Below are 19741 nucleotides of genomic sequence, written 5' to 3'. Positions count from 1 at the left end.
CAATCGCGCGCGAACGGCGAACCGGAATGGCTGACCGCGCTTCGCGCCGAAGCCGCGGCGTTGTCCGAAACGCTGGAATTGCCGAAGCCGGAAAAAACGCGGATCGACCGCTGGAATCTCGGCGCGATCGGCGCATACAAGCCCGCTGAAGCGATTGCTTCGCCCGATGCGCTTCCGGACGACGTCAGGACGCTTGTGCCGTCCGGCACGTCCGCGAACCTGCTCATCCAGCGCAACTCCGGCGTCGTGTACAGCCATCTGGCCGACGAGCTGAAGGCGAAAGGCGTTATTTTCACCGATCTGGAAACGGCTGCCCGCGAGCACGGCGAACTGGTTCAAGCGCATCTGTTTACGGCGATCGCCAAAGACGAGGATAAGCTGGCGGCCATTCATGCGGCGGTATGGAACGGCGGGGTTTTCATCTACGTTCCGAAGAACGTCGAGGTCGACATCCCGCTGCAGGCGCTGCTGTTCCAGGACGATGCAGAGGCGGCGTTCGCGCCGCATATCCTGATCGTTGCGGACACCCACAGCAGCGTCACGTATGTGGACCATGTCGTATCGGCCCAGTCGGGCCGCACGGCGCCGGCCGTCCACAGCGGGGCGGTCGAGGTGATCGTCAAGGCGGGAGCGAAGGTCCGGTTTGCGACGGTTCACCATATGGCGAACAATGTCGTCGATGTGTCGACCCGCAGGGCTGTCGTGCATAACGATGCGGGAATAGAGTGGATCGTAGGGGATTTGCACGACGGCAACACGCTGTCCGATACGAAGTCGGTGCTCAAGGGCAACGGCTCGACGTCGGACGCGAAGGTGATTTCCGTCGGCACGCATTCGCAGGCCATGAGCCTTACGACGCAGGCGGTTCACTTCGGCCTGAACTCGGACAGCAACATGGTGACCCGCGCGGTCATGCGCGACGAGGCGACGGCGATCATTAACGGCGTTACGAAGATCGAGAAGGGCGCCACCAAAGCGAACGGCGTGCAAACCGAGCGCGTGCTGATGCTCAGCCCGAAGGCGCGCGGCGACGCGAACCCGATCCTGCTGATCGACGAGGACGACGTGACGGCAGGGCATGCTGCAAGCGTAGGCCAAGTGAACGCGGAGCAAATCTACTATCTCATGTCGCGCGGCATCAGCAAGGCGGAAGCGGAGCGCCTGATCATCAACGGCTTCCTTGCGCCGGTCGTATCGGAAATTCCGATCGAGGCGGTGAGGGAGCAGCTGCAGCGACTGCTCGAAGGGAAGCTGGGATCATGAATCCGTTAGAGCTGCGCAAGCAGTTTCCGATCCTGCACCAGGAGATCAACGGGCATCCGCTCGTTTATCTGGACAACGCGGCGACCTCTCAGAAGCCGCAGTCGGTGATCGACGCGGTGAAACGGTATTACGAGCGGGACAACTCGAACGTGCATCGCGGCGTTCACACGCTCGGATCGCGCGCGACCGACGCCTATGAAGGGGCGCGGGACAAAGTCGCGAAGTTCCTGAACGCATCAAGCGCGCAGGAAATCGTGTTCACGCGCGGGACGACGGCGGCGCTGAACCTCGTCGCTTCCTCCTATGCGCGGTCGGTGTGCGGCGAAGGCGACGAGATCGTTCTTACGCCGATGGAGCACCACAGCAATCTGATTCCGTGGCAGCAGGCTGCGAAAGCAACCGGCGCCGTTCTGAAATATATTCCGCTGCAGCCGAACGGCACGATCTCCATGGCGGACGTCGAGGCGACGATCACAAGCCGCGCCAAGATCGTTTCCGTCATGTACGTCTCGAACGTGCTCGGCGTCATCAACCCCGTGAAGGAAATCGCGGAAGTCGCGCACCGTCACGGCGCCGTCATGGTCGTCGACGGCGCGCAGTCGACGCCGCACATGAAGGTCGACGTGCGCGGGCTCGATTGCGATTTCTACGCGTTCTCTGGCCACAAGATGTGCGGTCCGACCGGAATCGGGGCACTCTATGGCAAGAAGGCGCTGCTCGATGGGATGGAGCCGGTCGAATTCGGCGGCGAAATGATCGATTTCGTCGGCCTGCACGAATCGACCTGGAAGGAAGCGCCGTGGAAGTTCGAAGGCGGCACGCCGATCATCGCCGGCGCCGTAGGCCTGGCGGCGGCGATCGATTTTCTGACCGAGGTGGGGCTCGATGCGATCGACGAGCACGAGAGCAAGCTGGCGGGCTATGCGTATGACCGGCTGTCTGAGATCGAAGGCATCACCGTCTTCGGTCCGAAGGAAGGCCGTGTCGGACTGGTCACCTTCAATCTCGGCGACGTTCATCCGCACGACGTCGCCACCGTGCTCGACACGGAAGGCATCGCCATCCGCGCGGGCCATCACTGCTGCCAGCCGCTGATGCGCAGGCTGGAAGTGTCGGCGACGGCGCGGGCAAGCTTTTATCTGTATAATACCGAGGATGACGTGGAACGGCTTGCGGCGGCTTTACAAAAAACAAAGGAGTTCTTCGGCCATGCAATTGGATGATCTGTACCGGCGCGTCATTATGGACCATTACAAAAACCCGCGCAACCGCGGCACCATGGACGAAGGCTCCGTCACGGTCAACCTGAACAATCCGACCTGCGGCGACCGGATCTCCTTGCAGCTGCAGGTGGAGGACGGCATCGTCAAGCAAGCCCGATACACGGGCGAAGGCTGCTCGATCAGCATGTCGTCGGCTTCGATGATGACGGACGCGGTTAAGGGCAGGACGATCGGCGAGGCGCTGGCCATGGCCGACAAATTCTCTTCCCTCATGAAAGGCGAGCCGGTTGAATTCGAGGAATACGAGGATATCGAGGCGTTGTCGGGCGTGAACAAGTTCCCGGCGCGCATCAAATGCGCAACGCTGGCTTGGAACGCGCTTCGCAAGGGCGTTGAACCGCAATAACGGGCCGCATGTCGGCATAACGGGTATAAATATACAAGGAGGTAGAGGACAATGGCGAAAAAAATGCCGGAAATGGAAGAGTACAAATACGGCTTTCGCGATGAGCACAAGGCCGTATTCCAATCGGGTAAAGGTTTGACGCCGGAAATCGTGCGCACGATCTCGCAGATGAAGAACGAGCCGGACTGGATGCTCGAGTTCCGTCTGAAGTCGCTCGAGCAGTTCAACAAAATGCCGATGCCGCGTTGGGGCGGCAACATGGATGAGCTAGACTTCGACGACATCCAGTACTATGTGAAACCGTCCGAGAAGCAGGGCAAGACGTGGGAGGAAGTGCCCGCGGAAATCAAGGAAACGTTCGACAAGCTGGGGATTCCCGAAGCGGAGCAGAAGTTCCTCGCGGGCGTATCGGCGCAATATGAGTCCGAGGTCGTTTACCACAGCATGCAGGAGGATCTCGAGAAGCAGGGCGTTATTTTCACCGATACCGACACCGCGCTTCGCGAGCATCCGGAGATTTTCAAGGAGTATTTCGGCACTGTCGTTCCGCCGGCGGACAACAAGTTCGCGGCGCTGAACAGCGCCGTATGGTCCGGCGGCAGCTTCATCTACGTGCCGAAGGGCGTGAAGTGCGAAATTCCGCTGCAGGCGTATTTCCGCATCAACTCGGAGAACATGGGCCAGTTCGAGCGCACGCTGATCATCGCCGACGAGGGCAGCTTCGTCCATTACGTCGAAGGCTGCACGGCGCCGGTCTACAGCACGAACTCGCTGCACAGCGCGGTCGTCGAGATCATCGCGAAGAAGGACGCGCGCGTCCGTTATACGACGATCCAGAACTGGGCGCCGAACATCTACAACCTCGTAACGAAGCGCGCGGTCGCCGAAGAGAACGCGACGATGGAATGGGTCGACGGCAACATCGGCTCCAAGCTGACGATGAAATACCCGGCCGTCATTCTGAAAGGCCGCGGCGCGAAGGGCATGGTGCTTTCGATCGCCGTTGCCGGCAAGGGACAGCACCAGGACGCCGGAGCCAAAATGATCCACATGGCGCCGGACACGACGTCGACGATCGTGTCGAAGTCGATCAGCAAGCACGGCGGCAAAGTGACGTACCGCGGGCTCGCTTCCTTCCGCCGCAACTCGGAAGGCTCCAAGGCGAACATCAAGTGCGATACGCTCATTCTCGATAATGAGTCGACGTCGGACACGATTCCGTACAACGAAATCATGAACGACAACATTACGCTGGAGCATGAGGCGACGGTATCCAAGGTATCGGAGGATCAATTGTTCTACCTGATGAGCCGCGGATTGACCGAAGCGGAAGCGACGCAAATGATCGTCATGGGCTTCATCGAGCCGTTTACGAAAGAGCTGCCGATGGAGTACGCGGTTGAAATGAACCGTTTGATCAAATTCGAGATGGAAGGCAGCATCGGTTAATCCGCCGGTCGGAAGCCTCCGCAAGCAAGCAGCTAAGCCTCGCGGCATTCGTGCCGCGGGGCTTTTCGAGAAACCGATGGTTTTCAATACGCCAGGCTCAAAATTAGCAGGAAATCCTCAAGTAAATGGAACCTGGATATCGATATCGATGCGTTATTCCAGTCGTTATATCAGCGTGTTTTCACAGAAATATATTATCAAAGGTACAGCGGCGAGGGGGGTAAATTAGGGCACGGAGACCCAAATTGGTTGAAGCTTTTTATACCAATTCTTTTCGGGCCTCATTCAGATGAACGGTCTTGCCGGTACGTGCGGATTCATAAATCGCTTCGAGAACTTCCGTAACGACCAGCGCCTGCTCAGGGAGAACGACGGGATTCTTGTCATTTAGGATCGCGTCCACCCAGGTGGAGCACTCCAGATCGATGTCCGTTGCACCGCCGTCGCCGTCATAGAAAGCAACGCCGCCGGCTTTAAGATCGATTTCCTTTACATAAAGACGACTGTTTTCTTCTCCGTTGATGCGAAGGCCGCCCTTCATGTCGGCTCCGCCTTCGGTGCCGCTGAGGGAGCATTTCGCTTCATCGATATCAAGGGTGTTAAGCGCCCAGCTTGCTTCCAGAACGATTGTCGCACCGTTCTCCATCTTGATGAAGCCCATTGCGGAATCTTCTACGGTGAATTTCGCCGGATCCCACGGACCCCATGCATTCGCTGCATTTTCCTTCTTGCTGAGCTTGTGATAAACGGAACCCGTCACCGAAACCGGTTTGTAGTTGTTCATCATCCAAAGCGTCAAATCCAATGCATGCGTACCGATATCGATAAGTGGTCCGCCGCCTTGTTTTTCCTCATCCAGAAATACTCCCCATGTCGGAACCGCGCGGCGGCGGATCGCATGCGCTCTTGCATAGTAGATTTCGCCCAGTGTGCCGGCGTCGCATACTTTTTTCAGGTATTGGCTGTCGGAACGGAAGCGGTTATTGTAGCCGATAGTCAATTTCTTGCCGGTGCGGCGTGCCGCTTCGACCATCGCGCGGCCTTCGGCTGCGGTCTTCGCCATTGGCTTCTCGCACATGACATGTTTGCCGGCTTCCATAGCTGCTATGGATATGTAGGAGTGGGATTCGTTCGGTGTAAGCACATGTACTACGTCGATAGTCTGATCGTTTAAAAGCTCTTTATAATCAGTGTATACTTTTGCGTTAGGAGTACCGTATTGCTTTGCGGCTTTCTCGGCGCGTTCTTCGATTACATCGCAGAAAGCGACCATTTCCACATGCTTGTTTCGGCTAAGGGCAGGCATATGTTTGCCGTTGGCGATTCCGCCGCAGCCGATAAGCGCGACTCTAATGATTTTGCTCATCATTTACCTCCATTTTTGTAGTGGTTGTTTTGTCTTTGGAATAACGACATTAATATTAAGCTATCACATTAGCATCGCTGTTTTTACTGCAATAATCGGCCAAAAAGACTGCAATATAACGACATTATATCAACCGGCAAAGAGACAATAATCTATGAATTGGTTTTCATAATATCGGGCGGCGACCACCCACGATTGATTTTGTCGGGAATTCGGCCAAAATGCGTATGTTAAAATTGCCATAAGTTGGATTTTTGTGTTGACGGGTTATCATACAGTTGATATATTTGTTATATCATTAGATAGTGGAGGAAGGACGATTCGATGAACAAGCCCCTCTATCAACAGATTTCCAATCAGATTACGAAGGATATTATGACAGGAAGCTTGCTGCCGGGGGATAAAGTCCCTTCGGAAAAGGAGCTATCCGATCATCACAAGGTCAGCAGAATTACGGCGAAGAAGGCCTTGGATCTGCTGGCGAGCAACAATACGATTCAGCGTATACGCGGAAAAGGCTCCTACGTAACCGAAAAGCTGACCGTTGGGAACGAGACCGCATCCCTGGGGTGTGCCGCGCTGCAGCAGCATGAAGGTTTGCTGGTCGGAGCCGTTTTTCCCGGGTATATGACGGGGTACGGGCTGCAGCTTCAATATGCCATCGAGAAAAAGATTGCCGAATGCAACGGAACCCTTATTATTAAGCGGGGCGGCGGACTTATAGAGGGGGAGGAGGAGGCCATATCGTCCGTCATGCAGATGGGTGTTCAGGGGCTGATTGCTTTTCCGGTGAGCAGCGAGCAGTACAACCGAAATCTGCTGAAGCTGATTCTGGAGGGCTTTCCGACGGTTGTCGTGGACAGGGATCTTAAAGGAATTTTGGCCGGAACCGTCACGACCGACAACAAGGCGGCTGCCCAAGAACTTACGTCGTTTCTGTTTGACCGGGGTCACCAGCACGTTGCCTTTCTTTCCCCTCCGCCTGAAATCACCTCTACGGTCGAGGACAGACTGCAGGGTTTTCAACAGGCGTACCTCATGTACGGTTTGCGGCTTAAGCCCGAGCATCTGATCACCAATCTGACAAGCGCGCCTCCGATCAATTGGGCCTCCGAGCAGCATCGTGATTTTGTGGAGCGGGATGTTCGGACGCTCCATGATTTTGTTCGGGACAATCCCGAGGTTACCGCTTTTGTGACGGCGGAATACGAGCTTGCCGTCATGCTGACCAAGGTGCTGAAGCAATTGGGCAAACGGGTTCCCGAAGACTTCTCCGTGACCTGCTTTGATTGCCCTGACGATCCCTTAGATATTCCGTGGTTCACCCATATCCGCCAGAATGAGCACGCGATGGGGACCAAAGCGGTTGAGCTTCTCATGGCGCAGCTGCAAGGCGATCGCGTGCCGCTGCAAACCCGTTTGGATTATCAATTGATTGAAGGTCGGTCGACCCGTTCCTTATGAACCGATGACCGAAAGCATGGGTTATAGGCTTACATCCACAGCAGGAGTATTGTGCGGACTGCACAATACTCCTGTTTTTCTTCACGTTATGTAAACGCTTAAAAAAATAACTTGATATGTGTTGACAACATATTTTTCTCTCTGTTAGTATTACAGGCAATAGATGACATATCCTGATATAAGTTGTATTATCAACTGAGTAACATATCCCGTCTTTTTGATAAGATGGCGCTTACAATTTTTTTTGCAAGCGCTTATCATCTGGACAGTGAAAAGTTCTTGTCGAAAAATTGTCAGCTAGAAAAATAACCCAATCAGGCGATCCTGTGATATCCTAAGGTTCCTACACCAGAAAGGAGATCAGATCGCAGAAAGGGTTACCTTGCAAGTTTACCCGATTTCGTCGCGATTGACCATACGATGCTGAAATTTATGAATGAAGTTTTGTCTGCGTTCCAAGCTTGCTTTTCCCGAATCGCTACCTTCGAGTGGTTCGTTGTCATCATTGTCGGTCTGATGCTGCGCACCGATCAGTTGGGGATGACGACTCTGATACGGGATCTCTCTTTGCATCCGCGTGGCTACGAGAGCCTGATCCATTTCTTCCGTTCCTCCGCTTGGTCACTGGAATCCCTTCGTCTCACGTGGCTTCAAGTAGTTCGGCGCGTAGCCCCGCTGTTTTCCCATAACGGAGCGGTAGTCCTCGTCGGCGACGGGATGAAGCAAGCCAAGGAGGCCCGCCGGATGCCCGGGGTCAAGAAGCTTCATCAGGAATCCGAGAACAGCTCCAAAGCCGAGTATATCTTCGGCCATCTGTTTGGCGCCATCGGGATCCTCATGGGGACGCCCCACAAGTGGTTCTGCCTCCCGTTATTCATGAATCTGCAGGATGGCGTGAAATCGATCTTTGGCTGGGAACATCCGGCTGAGCGGCAGGACTCCCATGTTGTGCAGATGATCGATCAGGGCTTTGTGGCCGCCCAAGCGTTCGGGAAAGCGATCCTGCTGCTGGATCGGTACTTTCTGTCCATTCCCGCGCTGGAGCGATGGAAGGAAGAGAGCGCATCGGCTGTCGCGCCCTTGCACATCGTCACGAAGGCCAAAGCCAATGCGGTGGCTTATGAGCATCCGTCGGCCCGGAAGAAGGGAAGAGGGCGTCCGCCGAAGAAAGGCCCGATGGTCAAACTGAAGGAGTTGTTCCAAACCCGCGCGTCCGAGTTTCAAACCGCCACAGTGACGATGTACGGCAAGGAAGAGACGGTTCAGTACCTCTGCCTGGATTTGCTGTGGGGGCAAGGACTGTACCAGGAACTGCGCTTTGTGCTGGTCCGATGGGGCAACCGGCTGTCCATTCTCGTGACCACCGATCTTACCCTGGCGGCGACGGACATCATCCAGTTATACGGATACCGCTTCAAGATCGAATGTACGTTCCGCGAAATGAAGCAAGCCATCGGTGGATTCAGCTACCATTTCTGGAGCAAGTCCATGCCGAAGCTGAAACGGTATCTCAAGAAGGGAGAATCCCATCCAGTAGAGCATGTTACCGATGAAAAGGAACGCACCCGCATTCGGCAAACGGTGAAAGCGATTGAAGGTTACGTCATGTGCAGTTGCATCGCCATGGGATTATTGCAACTGATCGCCGTTCGTTATTCGAGCCGGGTTCCTGGCTTGTTCTTTCGCTACCTGAGAACGCCCTCCAAGACGGTCGTTTCCGAGGCCACGGTGATGGCTTATTTGCGCACTTCCATTTTTCGCCTGTTTGCTCGCAGTCCGCACTTATCCATAACGAAAATAATCCAATCCAAGCAGGAAACGTCTGATATTGACGCCGATTTGCTCGCTTCTTAATGCTGTAGAACTTTTGACTGTCTAGTTATCATTTTGAATCATCTTATCGCATGGATGGGTGTTGCTTCTTCTCACGTCATCTACAAAACTTAAAGGACGGTGAAAGAGTATGAAAGGTATTAAAAAGGGAGCATACTTATTGGCCATCTTTACCTTGATCCTATCCGTAGCGCTGGCCGGCTGCGGCGGCAATGGAAACAATTCGTCCGGGGGAAACGAAAATCAGGCGGCTGGAGGCAACGCAAAGACATCGTCAAACACGGCCGACACAGGCAATGCCGGCGGATCCGGCGAGAAAGCGACAATCACCGTATGGCATGCAATGACAGAGCTTACCGGTGAAGCAATGGACGCAGTTGTGAAAGCGTTTGAAGAAAAGTACCCCAACATCAAAGTCAACGCGGTTTACATAGCTCAACAAGGCGAAGGCAAGAATGAGAAACTGCTTGCCGCGATCGCCGGCGGCAACGCACCGGATGTCGCTTACTTTGACCGCTTTGAGGTTGCTACCTGGGCTGCCCAAGGCTCGCTGACGGATATCTCGGGTTATGCCGAGGCCTCCGGTGTAAACGCTGATAATTTCTATCCGTTCGCATGGGAAGAAGCGAATTACAACGGCAAGCTGTACGCAATGCCTACAACGACAGACGCCCGCCTGGTTTATTACAACAAGGATCACTTCAAGGCGGCCGGCCTGGACCCGGAAAACCCGCCGAGCACGATTCAGGAATTGGAGGAAGCAGCTGAAAAATTGACCATCAAAGACGGCAAGCGCTTTAAACAAATCGGTTTTATTCCTTGGTATAATCAGGGCTGGTTCTATGGTTGGGGATGGTCCTTCGGCGGCGAGTTCATGGATGCTGAAGGAAATGTAACCGCTAACAATCCAAAGAATGTCGAGGCGCTGACCTGGATCGCCAACTACGCGAAGAAATACAACATCGAGGATATCGCGTCCTTCACCGATTCCCAAGGTACAACGACAATGGATCCTTTCTTCACGGGACAGCTCAGCATGCAGGTTTCCGGTCCGTGGACAGTTTCGCAAGCAGAGAAATTCAATCCTGATCTGAACTATGGCGTATTCCCCATGCCTACCCCGACCGGTGACAATTTCACAACCTGGTCCGGCGGTTGGGCGACGGTAATGCCAAAGGGCTCCAAGAACCCTGAAGCGGCATGGGAGTTCATGAAGTTCTTCTCCGGTGAAGAAGGACAGGAAATCTTCAGTAAAATTTCAGGAGACTTCTCGATCAACGACGCAGTTAATGAAAAGCTTGGCTACAAAGAGCATCCGATTTTTAAAGAATTCATCAACGTATTGCCGGTTTCCAACGCGCGTCCGGTAATGACTCAAGGTTCGCTGTACTGGAATGAGCTTGCTAACGCGGTTGACCTTGCGACCCGCGGCGAAGACCCTAAAGCGCTGCTTGATAAAGTAAATGAAACGGTAACGAAAGCGCTCAATCAATAACCATTCCTTTAGATGGGGAGACAAGTTCTCCCCATTTTCTTTCCTAGTCAAAAGGAGGAGGTACTATGTTTGAAGAAAAGGCTGTACCCATGCCGATGACGACGCGGACAAAAGCAAAAAAGTCAAAAAAATTGGGCGATGACGCGTTGTATGGATGGTTGTTCGCTTCGCCTTGGGTCATCGGGTTGTTGCTGTTTTTTGCCGTTCCTCTCGTCTCTTCTTTATACTTTAGTTTCACGACTTACAGCATTCTGCAGCCGGGAGAATTCGTGGGTTTTCGGAACTATGTCGAGTTGATGGCGGATTCGGTTTTTTGGAAATCCATTTCCAATACGGTCTACTTCGTTGTTTTCTTTGTTCCGCTCAGCATCTTTTTCGGCGTGGCTCTCGCCATGCTGCTCAATATGAGGGTAAGAGGGATGGCCGTCTATCGTACGATCTTTTTCCTCCCTACACTTGTTCCCGCAGTTGCGATGGCCGTCCTTTGGATGTGGCTGCTCAATCCGGGCTTCGGTCTCGTGAACGGCATGCTGGACGTTGTCGGCATACAAGGGCCGGCTTGGCTCGGAAGTGAAACCTGGTCGAAGCCTTCACTGATCTTGATGTCGCTCTGGGGGATCGGTCAATCGGTTGTCATTTATCTTGCAGGCCTGAACGATATTTCACCGGATTATTACGAAGCGGGCGACATAGACGGCGCCAACTGGTTCCATAAAATGAAGAGCATCACGCTTCCACTCCTTACGCCGGTTATCTTTTTCAACCTTGTTATGGGTATTATCGGCGCATTCCAGCAGTTTACGCTGCCTTACACTATGACCGGAGGTCGGGGGACGCCCGCCGATTCCATGAAATTCTATGTCATGTACTTGTATGACAACGGATTTAAATTTTTCAAGATGGGTTATGCCTCGGCCATGGCGTGGATTTTGTTCATTATCGTAATGGCGTTAACCGCACTGATCTTCTACACTTCGAAGAAGTGGGTTCACTATCAGGGAGAGTAAGGTGGAGAGAAAATGACTGCGAAAACAAGCAAAAAAGTAAAAAATTATGTGGCGCAATTTTTTTTGTTGATCGCCTCCGTGTTCTTTCTTGCGCCGTTTATATGGATGGTTTCCACCTCGCTGAAGGCGCTTGACCAGGTCTACACATTTCCTCCCGAGTGGATTCCGAATCCTTTCGTGTGGCAGAACTATGTCGATGCAATGGACTATATTCCGTTCTTTACGTACTTAAAAAATACGGTTCTCATCACGGGGTTCAGCACATTGGGCGTCGTTCTGACATGCCCGCTCGTGGCGTACAGCTTTGCCAAGTTAAATTGGAAGGGAAGAGACTCCTTATTCTTTATCACCATTGCCGTGATGATGATTCCCGGTCAGGTGACTATGATTCCGCTCTTCCTGCTGTTCGAGAAATTGAACTGGATCGGCACGGCTTTGCCTTTGGTCATTCCGGCGTTCTTCGGCGTTCCGTTCTATATCTTCCTGCTGCGTCAATTTTTCCTTGGATTGCCCAACGAGCTTAAGGATGCTGCAAGAATCGACGGTGCGGGAGAGTTCAGAACGTATTGGCAGATCATGCTGCCGCTTGCGAAATCAGCGGTTTTGGCTGTCGGATTGTTTCAATTCATGGCTGCCTGGACTGACTTCATGGGTCCGCTGCTTTACCTGACAGAGCCGGGCTCTTATACGCTGTCGCTCGGATTGCAGCAGTTCCAGAGCCAGAAGGGCACGCAGTGGGGACTGATGATGGCCGTATCCACCATGATGACGCTGCCGATCATCCTCCTATTCTTCTTCCTTCAGAAAACCTTCATTCAAGGCATCACGTTCAGCGGCATCAAGGGTTAAGGCGAACTTAGAGAAATTATACCATCCAAGGAGTGAAAGACATGAGCTTCAACATCGGAACACGCATACCGCCGAAAATCAGCAAAACGGGAATTGAGAATGTTGCGAAGTGGGCGGCGGAAATCGGTCTGGACGTATTGGACGTGCCGAACGCAGGGCCGGAAGTGAAGCAGGCTTGCGATGCCGCAGGAATCGGGATCGGATCCGTCGACGCGATTATTCCCGCCCTGCTCAGCAAGGATGACTACGAACGCGGGGAAGCGTTTGAGAAAGTAAAAGCTACGATGACGGAAATGAACCAAGCCGGGGCGAGCGTACTTTTCATGTGCCTGTTTCCGGCGGACAAGAACCAGTCGAGAGATGAAAGCTTCGCGATCTGGAAAGATATCTTCCCGAAGCTGGTTAAGCATGCGGAGAAAAACGGCATATACATCGCCATCGAAGGCTGGCCTGGACCGGCTCCTACATACCCGACTATCGGATGCACGCCTGAGATGTGGAGGGCGATGTTCGAGGCGATTCCGTCCAAGCATTTCGGTCTGAACTATGATCCTTCCCATCTTGTGCGTTTGGGTATTGACTACATGCGTGCCCTGCACGAATTCAGCGACAGGATCAACCATGTGCACGGCAAGGATACGGAGATGTTATCGGAGGAACTGTACGAATCCGGAATTCTCCCGGCCACTTTCGGCTCGAAGTATGACTTCTCGGAAGGCTTCTGGAGGTATACGATTCCAGGCCACGGTACGGTTGAGTGGAGCAAGGTGGCCGTCGTTCTGGACCGTATCGGCTATAAAGGGGCAATCAGCATTGAGCTTGAGGATCACCGTTTCTGGGGGTCGCTTGAGGCGGAGCAGCAGGGCATTATCAAAGCGAAGAAGTATCTGGAGACGTATTTTAAATAAGAAAGCGTGGAGGGGCGATCATGCCCCTCGTGGCGCATCGGAGGGAAATGCGTTGGAAAAGGTTCGTTTCTTGATGATCGGTGTCGGGGGTATGGGTAGAGAGCATATACGCAGGCTGTTGGCTGTGCCGGAAGCCGAAATCGCCGGCTTGGCGGATCCTTCGGCGGAGTCGCTTGCCCAAGTAAAAATGAGCTTCCCGCAGCTGGAGAATGTGCCTGTCTATTCAGACTTTCGGGAAGCCATCGCGAAGTCGAATGCTGATGCCGCCATTATTGTGTCGCCTCACAGCTTGCACTTCGCAGAAGATTGCGCTGTCCTGCGGCGGGCAATTGAACGATTCCGGCAGCCACCTGCTCGATGTTGTGCTGTGGATCACGGGACTCGAACCGGAAAGCGTCTCAGCATTTATCGACAACCGCGGCACGGAGGTGGATATCGATTCCGCTCTAACCGTTCGTTTCAGGGAGGGCGCGATTGGCACCTTCAATGTTGTAGGAAGCGCAAGTATTGGCTGGCATGAGGACGTATCCATTCACGGCGAGCATGGGACGGTCTTGTACCGCAACAACCGGATTTGGGTGGCCAAGCAGGGACGAACGGAACTCACTGAAGTGCCGGCGAGCGAATTGCCAGCTTCAAGTGAACCGAATCGGGATTTTGTCGATGTTGTGCTCGGCAGAATTATCGAAGCGGCAGCGCCATCACACTGCGGCTTGCGAATTGCGCGCTTGACGGAGGCTGCCTGGCGAAGCGCCGCCGAGGGCGGCAAAGTGGTCTCATTAACGGAAGAAACGGTTGTGTAAGGTTTGCAAGGTTGTTGCACCGCTCTTAAGGCAACGGCGGCGGGAGCTTCACGGAAGACGACGCCGTAAAATCAACTGGCTTCCCTATCATTTTTACTGCCGTCCATGGTATTGATCGCGCTGATTAATGTGTACCCGATGTTTTCCGGACTGATTTACAGCTTTCAGGACCGGACGATGGCCCGGGCCGGCGATTTTGTCGGTCTCGGCAATTTTGCGCAGCTGCTGCGCATGGAGGATTTCTGGAATGCGCTGGAGTACAGCGCGGTTTTCTCCATTTTCAGCGTAATCGGCAGTTATGTATTCGGTTTGGCGCTTGCTGTCATGCTGAATAAAGAAGTGTTGGTGTTTCTGAGAAGCGAGGATTCGATGACGATCCCGGTCGGATTGCAGTTGTTCATGCAGCAGTATGCCGCCGATTGGGGGAGCCTGACGGCTGCTTCGACGCTGGCTTTGCTGCCGGTGTTCATTTTCTTCTTGTTCGTGCAAAAGTATATGATTTACGGATCGGTTGCCGGTTCGGTCAAAGGCTGACGGAGGCCGGGCGCATGCGAAAGAGCGATCCCGAAGCAGCGGTGCGCTGCATGCGGAATCGCTCTTTTTCGGCGTGCTACACGGCGGGGGGCGCAGTGGGATCCCAAGGGCCCAGCTGATGCCCTTTCCATTCGGAGCCGTCTTCCCAAATTTCCTTCTTCCAGATCGGCACGATTTGCTTCAGCCGCTCGATCGCGTAGCGGCTCGCTTCATAGCACACGCCGCGATGCGGCGCGGAAACGGCGATGACGACGCTGGCCTCGGCGAGGCCGACGGTGCCGGTTCTGTGCGCAATCGCACAAAGGGCGCCCGGCCAGCGTTCGCCGATTTCGTCGCCGATCTGGCGCATCATGCTCAGCGCCATCGGCGCATAGGCTTCATACTCCAGCTTGACCGTCCGCTTGCCGTGCGTCCATTCCCGGGTCGTTCCGACAAAGACCAGCGAAGCGCCGTGCCCGGGCACGATGACCCGCGAGGTCACCTTGTCCCGGTCAAGCGGCTGATCGGTCAAGGTGTATCGATCATCCCAACCGTCCGGATCAAGGGTCGCTTCGACCTCGGTATCCTCGCCACCGGACACCGGGGGCAGCATCGCCAGCTCGTCGCCGTGGCTTACCGTTTCGCTATCGGATGCGTATTGCCGGTTGCGGGCCACGAAGGAGACGCCGATCAGCGGCTCATGCTCGGGGTATATGGCGCTGACCGCCGACTTCAGCGCTTTGACGCTCATCTCGCCGCTTGCATGCTCGAATGCAATTTCAGGGCTGCCGATACGCTCGGCCAAGCCTGCGAACAAACGAATCGTCCAGTGTTTCACCATGGCGGAAAACCTCGCATTGTATCAGGTTTGACTTGCGTATAGCATATCATATTTTCCGGTTTCATGTTAAACTGGAAGGCATAATTCGGTATTCGTCCGCCGCTTCGGCAGGCAGGAATAGGATCAGGATGAACGGGCATATCATGAATCACACCCGCGCATTCAGGCCTGTGCGGCAGCCGCGGCCGGTCGACCGGCCAGGATCAAACCGATACGTAGGAGGAAAGCATGGCGAATTCCGAAATGTCTCCGCCGGCCGCCCGCGTGCTGCTTCTCCACAGCAACGATGTGCACAGCCATTTGGAGCAGGCGGCTAAAATATCAACGTATATTACCGAACAGCGGCGGCATTACGGCGCGGATCGGCTGCTGGCGCTCGACATCGGCGACCATATGGACCGCATGCGGCTCGAAACCGAAGGCAGCGACGGGCTCGTCAATATCGCTTTGCTCAACGAGGCCGGTTACGACGCCGTCACGCTCGGCAACAACGAGGGCTTGACCTATACGGAGAACGTTCTGGAACGGGCGTACGGGCATGAAGCGCGGTTTCCCGTTCTGTGCGCCAACATGAGGAGAACGGCGGACGGATTGCGGCCGGAATGGCTGCTGTCCGGCACGGTCGTTCGCAAAGGCGGCTTACGCTTCGGCTTGATCGGCGTAACGGCCGCCTTTTCCGATTTTTACACGATGCTCGGCTGGGATGCCGGCGACCCGCTCAAGGCGGCGGCCGAGCAAGCGGCGGCTTTGCGGCCGCATGCCGATGTGGTGGTGCTATTATCCCATTTGGGATTGGCCTACGACAAACGGATCGCCGAGGAGGTGGACGGCATCGATCTGATCCTCGGCGGCCACACCCATCATCTGCTCGAGGAGCCGCTGGCCGTCCGCGGCACGACGATCTGCGCCGCGGGCAAGTTCGGCGCCCACATCGGGCGCGTGGAGGTCGATATCGACCCGGTCTCCTCGCGCCCCGTGTTCCGCGCGTCGTGCGTGCCGATGGCCGCCTACGCGGAAGACGCGGAAGCGGCCGCGATCATCGGCCGCTTCCGCCAAGCGGGCGAGCGCCTGCTCAGCCGGACGGTCACCCGGCTGGGCGCGGCGCTGCCCGCGTCCGCCGAGCGCGAGTCGCCGCTCGGCAACCTGCTCGCCTCCGGCCTGCGGCGCTGGACCGATGCCGAGCTCGGCATCGTCAACGCGGGCCAGCTGCTCGGCGGCCTGGCGGCGGGCGACGTGACGGCGGCGCAGCTGCACGCCTTGTGCCCGTCGCCGATCAACCCGTGCCGCTTGCGGCTGAGCGGCGCCCATATCCGGCGGGCGCTCGAGGAAGCGCTGCTGCCGGAATTCGTGCATATGCCGATACGGGGCTTCGGCTTCCGCGGCCTTGAGCTCGGCACGCTTGCCGTCGACGGGCTCGAGGTGCGCTACGATCCGGACGGCCCGCCGATGGCGAAGCTCATTGACGTGCGGGCGGCGGGCGAGCCGCTCGACGACGGCCGGCTGTATGCCGTCGGCACGATCGACATGTTTACGTTCGGCATCGGCTACGAATCGCTCAAGCAAGGGCTCGAAATCCGCTATTATTTGCCGGAATTCATCCGGGACGTACTGGCTGCGGAATTGGGCCGGGAAGAGCGGATCCGGGATACCTGGCGGCAGAGGTGGATACAAGCGGGCCGATAGCCGGAGCTTTCTTTTCGGGCGGTGCGCTTGCGGGGCCGCGGACCGTCGCATCGGAATCGAGAAATGGCGCATTTTGCCGATTTTTGTTGCGTCAACCTCCAATATCCCCTAACATATACATAAAAGGGTTATTTCGAGAGAGACACAGGGTTGGAACCTGATTGCGGGGGAACAGACATGCGATTGCTGCCGACGAAGAACTGCAAGCCGGGAATGAAGCTGGCCAAAAAAATTTATACCGAGGACGGCCTCGTCCTGCTCGGCCGAGGGGTCGAGCTGACGGAAAGGCTGATCAGCCGGCTGATCGAATGCGGCGTCGGTTATGTATATGTGGAAGACCCGCGGACGGCGGATATCGAGGTTCCGGAAACGATCAGCGAAGAAACGCGGATTCGCGCGGTCGCCGAGATTCGGTCCGCCTTCCGGGAGATGGTCAGCGCCCCCAGGCGCAAGGGCGTCACCTATCCTTATGTGGGCAAGCAGCTGCGCGGCGTCATGAACATGATTCTGGATGAGGTCGGAAACCGGCAAGACGCCATGATCATGCTGATGAATATGGGAACCGTCGATCATTACCTTTATCAGCATTCGTTGAACGTTTGTATCTATTCGACCATTCTGGGCATGGCCGAGGGCTATTCGAAGGACGAGCTGATGGTGCTCGGCCTCGGCGCGCTGCTGCACGATATCGGCAAAACGCAACTACCGCCGCAGCTGCTCTCGAAGCCCGGGGCATTGACCGACCTGGAATTCGCCGAGATGAAGCGGCATGCCGAATACGGTTTTCAATTGCTGAAGGATGAACCGAACATCCCGCTTATTGCCGCCCATTGCGCTTTTCAGCATCACGAACGGCTTGACGGCAGCGGCTATCCGCGCGGCATCAAGGGCAACGACATTCATGAGTATGCCAAATGGATCGGCATCGCCGATTCTTATGACGCGATGACATCGGCGCGGGCGTATCGGGGTCCCATGCTCCCGCATCAAGCGATCGAGCAGCTGTTTGTCGGCACCGGCACGCTCTATGAGCAGCGGATGGTTCAGGTTTTTCGCGACAAGGTGGTGCTGTATCCGATCGGCCTGACGGTCAAGCTGAGTACGGGCGAGCTGGGGGTCGTCGTGGACATTAACGGCGCTTACGCCCACCGCCCGGTCATCCGCGTGCTGAACGGCGCCGACGGCCGGCCGCCGGCGGAGCCTTACGAGATCGATCTGTCGAAGCAGCTTGCGACGATGATCATCGGAATCGCGCATGACGAGACCGATATCTCCGCTCCGGCAGGCCATTAATTGAAGCAAGGAACGGACAAAGGGAGCCCATGCTCCCTTTGTCCGTTCCCGGCATGCGGCTCGAGTTGCCAACGATGCCCCGTTAACCTTAAAATAAAGTGATGCCATGAATACGAACAGAATCGGGAGTTTTCCATGAAAGATACGATACATCATGCCAGGCCGGACGCCGCCCGTGAAAGATCCCCGGTATGGGATCCGTGGGATCCGATCGGATCGCTGCGGCGCTACGGCCGTCATGCGCTGACCAGCGTCGAGATGACGGTGTCGAACCTTTGCAATATGCGCTGCGAGCACTGCGCGGTCGGCCACACGCTCGTATTCGGCGAACCGGACAAATTGCCGCTGCCGCTCATGCTGAAGCGGCTCGATGAAGTGGAGAAGCTGGAGACGATCAGCATTACCGGCGGGGAACCGTCGTTCTCCGAACGAACGGTGAAGGAATACATCGTGCCCTTGCTCCAATACGCGCGCAGCCGGGGCGTCGTCTCGCAAATCAATTCCAACCTGACGCTGGATTACGGACGCTATGAGCTGCTTGCGCCTTACCTGGACGTCATGCATATTTCCTATAATTACACCTCGGCGGAAGATTTTCACCGGATCGGATTCGCCAAATCGAATCACCCGGTCGCCGAAGACACGGCCGCGCGCATGTACGAGCGCATGATCGACAATGCGCGGAAGCTGGCGGACGGCGGCTTGTTCGTCTCGGCGGAATCGATGATCAACTACCGTACGCACCGGGACATCGCAGAGATCCACCGGCATATCGTCGGGATGGGCTGCCGCCGGCACGAGGTGCACCCGATGTATCCGAGCGCGTTCGCGGCCGATTTGCCGATGCTGTCCAGGGGAGATATGGCGGCTGCCGTCGGCAGGCTGCTCGATGAGCGTGACGAATCGGTCTGGATGCTGTTCGGGACGCTGCCGTTCTTCATGTGCAGCCCGGATCCGGAGGAACGCGCCCTTGTCCGCCGTCTGGCCGGCGCGCCGAATGTGACCGTACGCAACGATCCGGACGGACGGAACCGGTTGAACGTGAACCTTTTCAACGGCGATGTGTTCGTCACCGACTTCGCGGACGTGCCGGCGTTCGGCAACATACGGGACGACCGGCTCGACGACGTGTTCGAGCGCTGGCTCGCGGGCCCGCTGGCGGGCAGCGTCAATTGCCATTGCCCGGCGGCGTCGTGCTGCGGTCCGAACCTGCTCGTGAAGGAGATGTATTTCCGGGAGCATGATTTTCGGCTGCGCAAGGCCGTGGCGGAATAACGTAAATTTCGCGTTGCCGGCATGAAAAACGAAACCGGACGAATACGGTAGGTAGAGAGATGTTATTTCT

At 55.8% G+C, this 19741-nt stretch carries 18 protein-coding genes and 1 pseudogene; 16 read left to right on the top strand and 3 right to left on the bottom strand.

Going from position 1 to position 19741, the window contains the following annotated elements:
* From sufD to sufB, 4 genes are all read left to right on the top strand, one after another.
* The coding region (gene sufD, locus RWM61_RS00905; protein ID WP_313996357.1) for a Fe-S cluster assembly protein SufD at positions 1-1263 on the top strand (1263 nt) is incomplete at its 5' end.
* The gene (locus RWM61_RS00900; RefSeq protein WP_313996354.1) at positions 1260-2486 is read left to right on the top strand and encodes a cysteine desulfurase; all 1227 of its coding nucleotides are present in this window, start codon (positions 1260-1262) and stop codon (positions 2484-2486) included. The genes sufD and RWM61_RS00900, both read left to right, overlap by 4 nt.
* Complete coding sequence (sufU, locus tag RWM61_RS00895) at positions 2473-2892, top strand: Fe-S cluster assembly sulfur transfer protein SufU (RefSeq protein ID WP_313996352.1); 420 nt, start codon at positions 2473-2475, stop codon at positions 2890-2892. The genes RWM61_RS00900 and sufU overlap by 14 nt, the downstream gene beginning before the upstream one ends.
* 51 nt (positions 2893-2943) lie before the next feature.
* Entirely contained in the window at positions 2944-4341 is a 1398-nt protein-coding gene (sufB, locus tag RWM61_RS00890; RefSeq protein WP_313996349.1) for a Fe-S cluster assembly protein SufB, read from the top strand.
* Positions 4342-4600: 259 nt separating this feature from the next.
* Here sufB and RWM61_RS00885 read toward each other — a convergent pair whose 3' ends face one another.
* Positions 4601-5707 carry a Gfo/Idh/MocA family oxidoreductase gene (locus RWM61_RS00885; protein WP_313996346.1) on the bottom strand — a complete coding sequence of 369 codons (1107 nt, stop codon included), beginning with the start codon at positions 5705-5707 and terminating at the stop codon, positions 4601-4603.
* 324 nt (positions 5708-6031) lie between these two features.
* On the opposite strand from RWM61_RS00885, the gene RWM61_RS00880 reads away from it, so the two are divergent.
* Positions 6032-7171, top strand: coding sequence for a substrate-binding domain-containing protein (locus RWM61_RS00880; RefSeq protein ID WP_313996343.1), 1140 nt, complete (start codon positions 6032-6034; stop codon positions 7169-7171).
* 390 nt (positions 7172-7561) lie between these two features.
* Here RWM61_RS00880 and RWM61_RS00875 read toward each other — a convergent pair whose 3' ends face one another.
* On the bottom strand, positions 7562-7771 hold the full coding sequence (locus RWM61_RS00875) for a hypothetical protein (protein ID WP_313996340.1): 210 nt from the start codon (positions 7769-7771) through the stop codon (positions 7562-7564).
* Between RWM61_RS00875 and RWM61_RS00870 the strand changes: the two genes are divergently transcribed.
* The 8 genes and pseudogenes from RWM61_RS00870 (at position 7673) to RWM61_RS00835 (ending at position 14600) form a co-directional block, all read left to right on the top strand.
* Positions 7673-9025, top strand: a complete 1353-nt coding sequence (locus RWM61_RS00870) for a transposase (RefSeq protein WP_313996380.1) — start codon at positions 7673-7675, stop codon at positions 9023-9025. The two genes, RWM61_RS00875 and RWM61_RS00870, sit on opposite strands and share 99 nt — an antisense overlap.
* A 109-nt stretch (positions 9026-9134) precedes the next feature.
* A complete protein-coding gene (locus RWM61_RS00865; RefSeq protein ID WP_313996337.1) occupies positions 9135-10499 on the top strand; it encodes an ABC transporter substrate-binding protein in 1365 nt (454 codons plus the stop codon).
* Positions 10500-10645: 146 nt separating this feature from the next.
* Positions 10646-11506, top strand: coding sequence for a sugar ABC transporter permease (locus RWM61_RS00860; RefSeq protein ID WP_313996334.1), 861 nt, complete (start codon positions 10646-10648; stop codon positions 11504-11506).
* A 12-nt stretch (positions 11507-11518) separates the two neighbouring features.
* Positions 11519-12355 (top strand): carbohydrate ABC transporter permease, encoded by an 837-nt coding sequence (locus RWM61_RS00855; RefSeq protein WP_313996331.1) that lies wholly within the window; start codon positions 11519-11521, stop codon positions 12353-12355.
* Between the two features lie 41 nt (positions 12356-12396).
* Positions 12397-13263: a sugar phosphate isomerase/epimerase gene (locus RWM61_RS00850; RefSeq protein WP_313996326.1), complete on the top strand. Its 867-nt coding sequence runs from the start codon at positions 12397-12399 to the stop codon at positions 13261-13263.
* Positions 13264-13336: 73 nt separating this feature from the next.
* Positions 13337-13525, top strand: a pseudogene (locus RWM61_RS00845) (Gfo/Idh/MocA family oxidoreductase); the annotation flags it as partial.
* Between the two features lie 67 nt (positions 13526-13592).
* Entirely contained in the window at positions 13593-14066 is a 474-nt protein-coding gene (locus tag RWM61_RS00840; RefSeq protein ID WP_313996323.1) for a Gfo/Idh/MocA family oxidoreductase, read from the top strand.
* A gap of 111 nt (positions 14067-14177) precedes the next feature.
* Positions 14178-14600 carry a hypothetical protein gene (locus RWM61_RS00835; protein WP_313996320.1) on the top strand — a complete coding sequence of 141 codons (423 nt, stop codon included), beginning with the start codon at positions 14178-14180 and terminating at the stop codon, positions 14598-14600.
* 76 nt (positions 14601-14676) lie between these two features.
* Here RWM61_RS00835 and RWM61_RS00830 read toward each other — a convergent pair whose 3' ends face one another.
* The gene (locus RWM61_RS00830) at positions 14677-15420 is read right to left on the bottom strand and encodes a molybdenum cofactor biosynthesis protein MoaE (RefSeq protein ID WP_313996317.1); all 744 of its coding nucleotides are present in this window, start codon (positions 15418-15420) and stop codon (positions 14677-14679) included.
* A gap of 228 nt (positions 15421-15648) precedes the next feature.
* Here RWM61_RS00830 and RWM61_RS00825 point away from each other — a divergent pair, with 228 nt between their 5' ends.
* From RWM61_RS00825 to yfkAB, 3 genes are all read left to right on the top strand, one after another.
* Complete coding sequence (locus tag RWM61_RS00825) at positions 15649-17103, top strand: bifunctional UDP-sugar hydrolase/5'-nucleotidase (protein ID WP_313996314.1); 1455 nt, start codon at positions 15649-15651, stop codon at positions 17101-17103.
* Positions 17104-17280: 177 nt separating this feature from the next.
* Positions 17281-18396 (top strand): HD-GYP domain-containing protein, encoded by a 1116-nt coding sequence (locus tag RWM61_RS00820; RefSeq protein ID WP_313996311.1) that lies wholly within the window; start codon positions 17281-17283, stop codon positions 18394-18396.
* A gap of 135 nt (positions 18397-18531) precedes the next feature.
* Positions 18532-19671 carry a radical SAM/CxCxxxxC motif protein YfkAB gene (gene yfkAB, locus RWM61_RS00815; RefSeq protein WP_313996308.1) on the top strand — a complete coding sequence of 380 codons (1140 nt, stop codon included), beginning with the start codon at positions 18532-18534 and terminating at the stop codon, positions 19669-19671.
* Positions 19672-19741: the final 70 nt, after the last annotated feature.

The organism is uncultured Paenibacillus sp., assembly GCF_963515335.1.
In the GTDB taxonomy this organism is placed as follows: domain Bacteria; phylum Bacillota; class Bacilli; order Paenibacillales; family Paenibacillaceae; genus Paenibacillus_I.
The sequence above is the reverse complement of the archived record's forward strand: the minus strand, read 5'-3'. Positions and strand labels throughout refer to the sequence as shown.